Source organism: Micromonospora sp. DT41 (assembly GCF_049841715.1).
Taxonomy (GTDB): domain Bacteria; phylum Actinomycetota; class Actinomycetes; order Mycobacteriales; family Micromonosporaceae; genus Micromonospora; species Micromonospora profundi.
Map to the genome: position 1 here is coordinate 86,192 of NZ_JBNCKU010000021.1, position 6,245 is coordinate 92,436.

The following is a 6,245-nucleotide window of genomic DNA, read 5'->3' on the forward strand; positions in this document are numbered from 1 at the left end:
GATCTCCCGCCGACCATCCGGCCGGCCAGACATGGCTGCACAACACCGCGCAGTACCAGACCAGCAATGCCACAATCCCGGTCGGCCAGGGCAAGGCGTGGACGGACGGGACGAGCTTCCGGCTCGAACCCAGCTCCCTGGAGTGGCTCGTGCTCACCAAGGACGGCAAGGTCGCCTCCCGTGGTACGGGAACCCTCAACGGCCGGTCCGGCTACACCTGGGTGATCTACGGCTGGGACGCCTGTTCGTCGGGCCGCACCGACTGCGTGGGCATCCCCACCGACCGGGCCCGTCTGGTCGTCTTCGAAACCGCCACCGGGACGGTCGTCTACGACCATAGCCCCGGCAGCACCGAGTTCGACGTCGACCGGATCGCCCCACGCGATCTGACCTCCGGCGCCGTCCAGCTGCACCGCACCGGAACGCGCTGAACCGGTATCCGGCGCCGGCCGATCACGCGGCCGGCGCCGGGGCTGGATCTACTTAGCGCACGGAATCACCGCGGGTGGGCGGCCTGAGCGGCGGCGTCGGGCGTGCGGGCGGCGGTCATCGGGTGCGGGTGCGGGTGCGGGTGGTCGCGTCGGTCAGGACGACGTGCAGGTCGGCGGGCAGCGCGACGAAGGCTTTCTGGTAGACCACGAGGACGTTCACCTTAGGGAAGAAGATCAGATTGCCGGTGGTGGTCGCGGCTGCGGCCGCGGGCAGGTTGGCCGTTAGTGCGTAGCCGTTGTCGTAGCCGGCGCGCGAGCCGTAGTTAGGCCCGTTGAGGACCGCGCCGCCGGTGAGGTCGTCCGGCGGCTTGGCGCCGAACTGCCGGAACAGCGCGTACTCCGACTCCGGGCGCCTCGTCGGCCCTCCACCGAGCCACGCCATGCACGCATCTGCCGAGCCGCGAGCCCGCGCTACGCAGCGTCACGCCGAGTCGGCCCGGGTTCCGTCAAAACCATGAGCGGACCGTCCGGTCGGACTCACTCTTGGGGCCGTCTCCCGTTCGCGCCAAGCGCTCGCAACTCAGCGATGGCCGCCGTGGACGGGAGCGTGTCGAGGTGGCAGGCAGCGTGCGGTGAGCGGATGTCGAGGGCGCAGTCCGGCGGGATTGCGGACCCCGCTGACTGTTACCGTCCGCGGCGTGAAGAGCGATGACGAACTCCTGGAATTGGTTCGCCATGACCTGAGTCTCGCCGAGATGCTGTGGGAGGTCTGCGAGTTTGACCTCACACGCGGTGATCACAGCGAAGCTGTCCGGCTGTCGTCCGGGCAGGCACTGGAAGGCATAGCAGGTGACTTCACCGGCGGCACGTTCTTCCTCTGCGGTGAACGCCGCTCGGTCCGCCCGGTCTTGTATGCCAGCTCCGAAGGGCAGGCCGGCCTTATCGGCTATAGCCTTGCCGAAGCTTTGGAGGTCATGATCGGGCTACCGTCCTGGTGGGACTGCTTGAAGTTTCCGGCGACGGGGATCTGGTGAGCATGCAGTCCGCTGCGGAGCACCTGCAGCGCGACGAGCTCAGAGACCAGCCGGAGGTTGGAGCTAAGCGAGTCCAACTCGCGACAGCACTGATGTTGGACCTGGCGACTGTCCCGCTGCTGCTGGCCCGCTTGCGTGATGCGGTGGCCGGTACCGCACCTGATTTCCTCCTCACCGTCGAAACTGGTGAGGAGTACGAGTCGCTGTTCGGGCCGTGGCTGCCGAGCCGCAATCCCTCCTGGAGTTGAGAACCTCCGTCGCAGTCAAACGGTCGAACGCCAAGATCAGGAGTGCTGATCTGCCGCGAACTACATGGCGTCCGGAACATGATCAGTCGCTCACGGCTTTGCCGAGAGCAGTGTTCCTGATTGTGACGGAGGGCTTCGGCCGGGTATCGGTGGTGCGGGTCGGGTGGCGGCAGGGTCAGCGGCGGCGGTTTTCGATGTGGTGGCGGGCGCGGGAGCGGGCGGCGGCGGCCGGGGTCGAGCCGGTGGCGCGGGCGGTGCGCAGGATGTCGGTGAGGGTGTCGGCGATGCCGTGGACCCGGGCGGTGGCCTGGGCGGAGGTTTCCTGGTGTAGCTCGACGGCGGTGGCGTGGATGATGCCGCCGGCGCTGACGATGATGTCCGGTGCCCAGAGGATGTCGTGCTGGTGCAGCAGGTCGGCGGCGGCCGGGGTGTCGAGTTGGTTGTTGGCCGGTCCGGCGATCGCGGCGCAGTGCAGTGTCGGCACTGTGTGCGGGGTGAGCAGACCGCCAAGAGCGGCGGGGACGAGCACGTCCACGTCGGCGGTCAGGCAGTCCTGCGGGCTGGTCCATGCGGCACCCGCGGTGTCGGCGAGCGTGCGCCTGCCCTCGTCGGTGTCGGCGGCCACCAGGGTCGCGCCGGCTTCGGCGAGCATGCGCAGTACGTGGCCGCCGACGCGGCCGAGGCCGAGCACGGCGAAGCTGCGCGCGGACAGGTCGGCTGACCCGAATCGCTCGGCGCACAGGGCATGCAGCGCGGCGAGGACGCCGACGGCGGTGTGTCCGGAGGAGTCGCCGCTGCCACCGGCGTGCACCGGTCGGCAGAACGCATGCGGGGTCCGTTCGGCGATCGTGGCCATGTCGTCCGGTCCGGTTCCCACGTCCGGTCCGGTGGCATAGGCGCCGTCCAGGCCGGCGATCGCGTCGCCCGCGTCGTGCAGCGCCGCCCGACGGGCGGCCGCGTCGAGTGTCCTGCCCTGGGGCAGGGCGACGACGGTCTTGCCGCCGCCGTTGGGCAGCCCAGCCAGCGCGCATTTGTCAGACATCGCGGCCGACAGCCGCAGCGCGTCGGTGAGCCCGTCGCGCCAGTGCGGGTACTGCGCGACCCTGCAGCCGCCGATGGCCTGACCGAGCGCGGTGGAGTGCACCGCGACGACGATCGGCAGGCCGGACCGTACGCCCCGCCTGATGACGACGTGCTCGTGCATGGGCTCGGTGTCGAGGTGGGTCGCGACCATGATGGCTCCTGTCGTGTGCTCGCCGGAACGGGACCGACAGTAGGCAGGTGCCTGGCACTGACCGGCTCAAGGCGAACATCGTTCGGAGAGCATGGCAAGATTCCGGTCGTGGACGAACTTGATTCGGCGATCATCCAGCACCTGCAGACACATGCGCGGCAGACCAACCGCGAACTGGCCCGCGCGGTCGGCATCGCACCGTCCACCTGCCTGGAACGCGTGCGCGCACTGCGGGAACGCGGCGTGATCACCGGCTACCACGCCGAGATCAGCCTGGCCGCCCTCAACCGCGGCGTCCAAGCATTGCTGCATGTGCAGGTTCGGCCCCTGAGCCGCACCGTCATCGACGGCTTCAAGAAATATGCGTTGGAGCTGCCCGAGGTGCTGTCGGTGTACGTCGTGGCCGGCGGCGACGACTTCCTCGTCCACGTCGCCGTACCCAGCGTCGACAGCCTGCACTCCTTCCTCATGGACAAGTTCAGCGGACGCCGCGAGATCGTTGGGTTCCGCAGCTCCGTCATCTACCAACACGCCCGAAAGCAGGTCATCGAACCACTCGACCCGTAACGCGCGGCCACAGGGTCGAGACAGTGCGCACATCTACCGCCGACCAGGCGCGGCGCGTCGCCAGGACCACTTGATCAGGCGCGCGCTCATGCCGCTACCAGGGCGCGTCGGCCTGCGAGCGGCCGTCACTGTCCGTGCGGTTGCTCGGGCGCTTTGTCGGTGGCGAGGTCGGGGCTGGCGTTGAGGCCGGTGGCGATCTGATCCGGTAGCGGGTAGACGTGCTCGACAGGCAGTTGAGCTGCTGCCGCCTGTTCGTTGCCGCCGCGCAGGAGCTCTCGGATTTGCTGCACGGTGGGGGTGATGTCGGTGATAGTGACAACCCAGTCGTCGACGTACCGGTCCACAGCCTCGCGGGACAACCCGACCTGCAGTGACCGGTGCGGCAACGCCGTCAGATGCAGGGACCGTTCCGGATCCCACTGCACTCGGACCGGGCTAGTCTTCAGGTGCCGTGACCAGGTCGCCTTGTCCCCGTGCAGGTCTCGGTCGTAGTGGCTCAGGCAGGCCCGCGCCAGCGCCCACTCAAATCCCTCCAGCGTGATGTCGATGGACAGCACGCGTTCCTGCCCCGGCTTGGTGGCCCAGCCGCAGCGGTACATCATCCACAGGAAAGACGGTTTGATCCACGTCATCCGGTCCCGCTTGAAGGGGGCTACGAAGCGGCCGGCTGCCACCGCCGGCAATGCGATCTGCGGGGAATACGCCTGGTACACGGTGATGGTGTCGGAGGAGTAGCGGGCGCGGATCTGACGGGCGGGAACAGGCACCCCCCGATCCTCACCGATCGGCACTCGACCGTTCCACCGAGATTCCGCATCGATGCGAGTGCCAAGCCGAACTGAACCTTCGGCGGCATTCGCGTCTGCCGCCTACCGATCGTCACTATCGGTCACGATGATTCAGCTGTCATGCGGGCGGCCGGTTACCGGCGCTGATGCCGTGCCCGCCGCCACAATTCCGCGCGGATGGCTGGCCACCGTTGTGGAAACGCCTGTTCGGCGTACCACAGGGTGTCCGGTGGGTACGACCGGCCGGGCAAGCCGGCGACTGTCGCGGCGACGGCTTCGCCGGCGCGCATGCGGTAATACCGCCGCCAGCGCTCCGGCGACCCTCCGGGGCTTTCGTTGAGCTCCTGCGTCAGCCGCACCCGCAAGGCGTGTAATTGGTGTGACAGGTTTTCGCCGCTCGGCCAGCCGTGCGGCAACGCGTCGAGCACGGCGCGGACTGCGGACTCGGCACGCAGGTCTTGCTCATCGGCGAGCAGGTCGAGCACCCAGCGCAGCGCGGTGCGCTGCGTCGACTCGTCGGCCAGCAGGAACATGGCCGCCAGGTCCGGGTCCGCCGCGCCGAACGTGCCCGGTGGGCGTGGATCGTCGGGGATCGGCGTGCGCAGCGCCACCGTCGGGTGCGGCTGGTCCAACCAGGCAGGGTCCAGCCGGATGCCGGTGCGCCGCTCGACGAACGCCAACTGGGCGGGGTAGTCCAGGTCGTCGCGCAGCGGGGCGCGATCCTCGTCGAGGGCCGTGGGTTGCTCGCCGGCGGGCTGGTCGTCGTTGAGGCTTTCCAGCCGGGTCAGCACCTTGCCGAAGGCGGCGTAGCAAAGGAAACTGCGCCCGTTAGCTGCGCCCCACCAAGAGCTGTGTACCGCGGCGCCGTCGGACAACCACCGCAGAGCCTCGTCGCGGACGCCCTCGCAACCCGCGGTCTGGACCATGACCACGGCGGGCCCCATCTGGTGCAGGTGCACCGTCCCGAAATGTTCCTCGAAGTCCCACCCGGCAAGTTGCTCGATGTCGGCCGGGTCCCCGCCGAGCCGGCGGGCCGCCTCTGGCACGGTGACGGGCTTGGTCAGCGGCTGGACAACCGTCCAGCACTCCACGAAGTCGACCAGATCCGGCTTCGCTTCGAGCAGCCGCTGGTACCACGCCACGTCCTCGTCAGGCATCGACCCATCCTTCCATCCGGATCGACCGGCCTGAGACCACGTTCCCCCCGGGCAGTGCAGAATGCTGTCCCATCAAACGACACCCCGGTACCGAGTCGCGGTCCAGGGCGCACCCAAGCCATGACTACGACCGGTCGGCGGGGTTCTCGGGACGGGAGGATGAGACGGGGCCGTGGAGCGCTCTGGTGTCTGTCTCATCTGCCGCGCCGTACGAAGCCGGCCACCGAGGCCGGCAGTTCATCCTGCGGCATGTCCTCGCAGCCGGGACGATGGAAGTCGAACAGGAGCACAACGCGGTCGCTGGTGCCGTAGTTCCACGCCTCATGCGTGACGGTGTCGTCGAAGACGAAGGTTTCACCCGCGCGCCACTGGCGAGTCTCGTCGCCCACTCGCAGCGCGCAGTCCTGCGGCACGACGAGTCCGAGATGCGCGCGGTAAACGGTAGTAACCCATCCCTGATGTGGCTTGATGTGGGTGCCAGGAGCCATTCGAGAAAACCCAGCGGTCGTCAGGTGAGGGACCTTCGTCAACGCGGAAGCAGTGTTCGGGCATGCCTCGAGCGCCTCCTCGATCCGCTCGCCGAAGGCGACAAGTCCGTAGACACTCCAGCCCTGGCCGTACATCTCGCGTTGGACCCACGGCTGGTAGGTCTCATGCGGGAGAGCAAGACACTCATCCCGAATGGCATCCCACAGTGCTCGAACGTCGGCTAGGCAGTGTCTTCAAAGGATCTTCGTGTTGGATGATGTAGCGCGTGGGTCGTCGCTACGAGTTGTCTGACGTTGA

At 68.2% G+C, this 6,245-nt stretch carries 9 protein-coding genes; 4 read left to right on the plus strand and 5 right to left on the minus strand.

All coding sequences use genetic code 11. The features are described from left to right. Positions 1-149 precede the first annotated feature (149 nt). Complete coding sequence (locus tag ACLQ23_RS28310) at positions 150-431, plus strand: hypothetical protein (protein ID WP_355593248.1); 282 nt, start codon at positions 150-152, stop codon at positions 429-431. Positions 432-546: 115 nt separating this feature from the next. Here the strand turns inward: ACLQ23_RS28310 and ACLQ23_RS28315 are convergent, their stop codons facing one another. Beyond that, positions 547-873 (minus strand): hypothetical protein, encoded by a 327-nt coding sequence (locus ACLQ23_RS28315; RefSeq protein ID WP_355628143.1) that lies wholly within the window; start codon positions 871-873, stop codon positions 547-549. Positions 874-1,129: 256 nt separating this feature from the next. Between ACLQ23_RS28315 and ACLQ23_RS28320 the strand changes: the two genes are divergently transcribed. Beyond that, positions 1,130-1,465 (plus strand): hypothetical protein, encoded by a 336-nt coding sequence (locus ACLQ23_RS28320; protein ID WP_355628141.1) that lies wholly within the window; start codon positions 1,130-1,132, stop codon positions 1,463-1,465. Further along, positions 1,462-1,713: a hypothetical protein gene (locus tag ACLQ23_RS28325; protein ID WP_355628139.1), complete on the plus strand. Its 252-nt coding sequence runs from the start codon at positions 1,462-1,464 to the stop codon at positions 1,711-1,713. Before ACLQ23_RS28320 ends, ACLQ23_RS28325 begins: the two co-directional genes overlap by 4 nt. Before the next feature lie 175 nt (positions 1,714-1,888). Here ACLQ23_RS28325 and ACLQ23_RS28330 read toward each other — a convergent pair whose 3' ends face one another. Continuing rightward, entirely contained in the window at positions 1,889-2,947 is a 1,059-nt protein-coding gene (locus tag ACLQ23_RS28330; protein ID WP_425881363.1) for a Glu/Leu/Phe/Val dehydrogenase dimerization domain-containing protein, read from the minus strand. A gap of 108 nt (positions 2,948-3,055) precedes the next feature. On the opposite strand from ACLQ23_RS28330, the gene ACLQ23_RS28335 reads away from it, so the two are divergent. Continuing rightward, the gene (locus ACLQ23_RS28335; RefSeq protein WP_355628135.1) at positions 3,056-3,514 is read left to right on the plus strand and encodes an Lrp/AsnC family transcriptional regulator; all 459 of its coding nucleotides are present in this window, start codon (positions 3,056-3,058) and stop codon (positions 3,512-3,514) included. Positions 3,515-3,639: 125 nt separating this feature from the next. Here the strand turns inward: ACLQ23_RS28335 and ACLQ23_RS28340 are convergent, their stop codons facing one another. The 3 genes from ACLQ23_RS28340 to ACLQ23_RS28350 all read right to left on the minus strand — a co-directional run bounded on the left by ACLQ23_RS28340 (position 3,640) and on the right by ACLQ23_RS28350 (position 6,154). After that, positions 3,640-4,281 carry a DUF4291 domain-containing protein gene (locus tag ACLQ23_RS28340; RefSeq protein ID WP_355628132.1) on the minus strand — a complete coding sequence of 214 codons (642 nt, stop codon included), beginning with the start codon at positions 4,279-4,281 and terminating at the stop codon, positions 3,640-3,642. 155 nt (positions 4,282-4,436) lie between these two features. Further along, positions 4,437-5,459, minus strand: a complete 1,023-nt coding sequence (locus ACLQ23_RS28345) for a hypothetical protein (RefSeq protein ID WP_355628129.1) — start codon at positions 5,457-5,459, stop codon at positions 4,437-4,439. Positions 5,460-5,653: 194 nt separating this feature from the next. Beyond that, positions 5,654-6,154, minus strand: a complete 501-nt coding sequence (locus tag ACLQ23_RS28350; RefSeq protein WP_425881364.1) for an aspartyl/asparaginyl beta-hydroxylase domain-containing protein — start codon at positions 6,152-6,154, stop codon at positions 5,654-5,656. Positions 6,155-6,245: the final 91 nt, after the last annotated feature.

What these genes read in the sequence shown, in the direction of transcription:
- ACLQ23_RS28315 (WP_355628143.1), bottom strand. Translation starts at nt 873, where the DNA reads ATGGCGTGGCTCGGTGGAGGGCCGACGAGGCGCCCGGAGTCGGAGTAC.
- ACLQ23_RS28330 (WP_425881363.1), bottom strand. Translation starts at nt 2,947, where the DNA reads ATGGTCGCGACCCACCTCGACACCGAGCCCATGCACGAGCACGTCGTC.
- ACLQ23_RS28345 (WP_355628129.1), bottom strand. Translation starts at nt 5,459, where the DNA reads ATGCCTGACGAGGACGTGGCGTGGTACCAGCGGCTGCTCGAAGCGAAG.